This window comes from Methanobrevibacter cuticularis (assembly GCF_001639285.1).
Lineage (GTDB): Archaea > Methanobacteriota > Methanobacteria > Methanobacteriales > Methanobacteriaceae > Methanobaculum > Methanobaculum cuticulare.
In genome coordinates this window covers 1-2,307 of record NZ_LWMW01000008.1, presented here as the reverse complement: position 1 = coordinate 2,307, position 2,307 = coordinate 1, and the positions used below count along the sequence as shown (strand labels likewise).

At 34.7% G+C, this 2,307-nt stretch carries 1 protein-coding gene; it reads left to right on the top strand.

Features of this window, described 5'->3' with window-relative positions; all coding sequences use genetic code 11:
- Nucleotides 1–2,307 (top strand): beta strand repeat-containing protein (locus tag MBCUT_RS00080; RefSeq protein ID WP_394327045.1); only part of this gene is annotated, 2,307 nt, incomplete at both ends.

The window sequence follows — 2,307 nt, the reverse complement described above, 5'->3', positions numbered from 1 at the left end:
ATTGTTCATTTATTGATAATAAAGCAAGAGCCATTAATAGTGATGGCGGCGCCATCTTCAACATTGGTTTAAACATGTCACTGAATAATTGTGAATTCATTAACAATACTGCAGGTAGAAATGGTGGCGCTATTTACAATACTGGTAATAGTATGTCTGTGTCTGCTGTTGGTTTGACTTTTGTAAATAATAGTGCTGGAACTTCTGGTGGGATGATTTATAATAGTAACGTCAATAGTACATTGAATTTCACAGGCTGTTCATTTATCAATAATACTGCAAGAGCTAGTACTGGTGAGGGTAGTGTCATCTATAACGCTGGTGTTAATATGTCTTTGAATGATTGTGATTTTATAAACAATACTGCAGGTAGAAATGGTGGTGCTGTGTATACTACTGGTGCTAATGCTACTGTAACTGATTGTAATTTTGCTAATAATAATGGTGGTGCTGTTTATAATACTGGTGCTAATGTTACTGTTATTGATTGTAATTTCACTAATAATAATGCTACTAATGGTGGTGCTGTTTATAATACTGGTGCTAATGTTACTGTTATTGATTGTAATTTTGCTAATAATAATGCTAGTACTAATGGTGGTGCTATTTTTAATAGTGGTGATAATATGTCTGTGTCTGCTGTTGGTTTGACTTTTGTAAATAATAGTGCTGGAACTTCTGGTGGGATGATTTATAATAGTAACGTCAATAGTACATTGAATTTCACAGGCTGTTCATTTATCAATAATACTGCAAGAGCTAATGCTGGTTGGGGTGGTGTCATCTATAACGCTGGTGTTAATATGTCTTTGAATAATTGTGATTTTATAAACAATACTGCAGGTAGAAATGGTGGTGCTGTGTATAATACTGGTGCTAATGCTACTGTTATTGATTGTAATTTCACTAATAATACTGCTCGTGGTGGTGGTGGTGGTGCGATCTTTAATAGTGGTAATAATATGTCTGTGTCTGCTATTGGTTTGACTTTTATTAATAATACTGCTGAACTTTATGGTGGAATGATTTATAATAATAACATTAATAGTACATTGAATTTCACAGATTGTTCATTTATCAATAGTAAAGTAAACTACAATCCTGGTCAGGGCGGTGCTATCTACAACATTGGTTTAAACATGTCTTTGAATAATTGTGAATTCATAAACAATACTGCAGGTGTTTATGGTGGTGCTATTTATAATACTGGTGCTAATGCTACTGTTAGTGATTGTAATTTCACTAACAACACATGTGGTGGAGTTACCTATGGTAGTGGAGCTATCTACAATACTGGTGCTAATTTCAAAATAACCAACAGTAACTTCAACAACAACACAGTTAATGCATCTGGTGGTCTATCTATGTACAGTGGTGGTGGAGCTATCTACAATGCTGGTGCTAATTTCGAAGTAACCAACAGTAACTTCAACAACAACAGAGTTAATGTTGCGAGTGTGGTTTACGGTGGTGGAGCTATCCACAATACTGGTGTTAATGCTACTGTAGTTGATTGTAATTTCACTAATAACAGTGCTACTAATGGTGGTGCTGTGTATAATACTGGTGTTAATTTCAAAATAACCAACAGTAACTTCAACAACAATACAGTTAATGCATCTGGTGGTCTATCTATGTACAGTGGTGGTGGAGCTATCTCCAATGCTGGTGCTAATTTCGAAGTAACCAACAGTAACTTCAACAACAACAGAGTTAATGTTGCGAGTGTGGTTTACGATGGTGGAGCTATCCACAATACTGGTGTTAATGCTACTGTAGTTGATTGTAATTTCACTAATAACAGTGCTACTAATGGTAGTGCTGTGTATAATACTGGTGTTAATGCTACTGTAGTTGATTGTAATTTCACTAATAACAGTGCTACTAATGGTGGTGCTGTGTATAATACTGGTGTTAATGCTACTGTAGTTGATTGTAATTTCACTAATAACAGTGCTACTAATGGTGGTGCTGTGTATAATACTGGTGCTAATACTATTGTAACTGATTGTAATTTCACTGTTAACAAAGCTACTATTGGCGGTGCTATCTACAATTATGGTACTAGGATGAATGTTAGTGATTCTAATTTCATTAACAACACTGCTAGTGCTGCTGCTGGTGGTGTTTTTACTAGTGGTACTAATAGTATGATTCTGGATTCTAATTTCACTGGTAACAGTCATGCTGTTGGTTTAGCTACTACTAATTTCACATTATCTGGTAATCGCATTGTTAATAATACTGTAGGTGTTCAGTTTATTCTTTATAATTTGAATTATACTATTGTTGGTTTAAACAATTCTA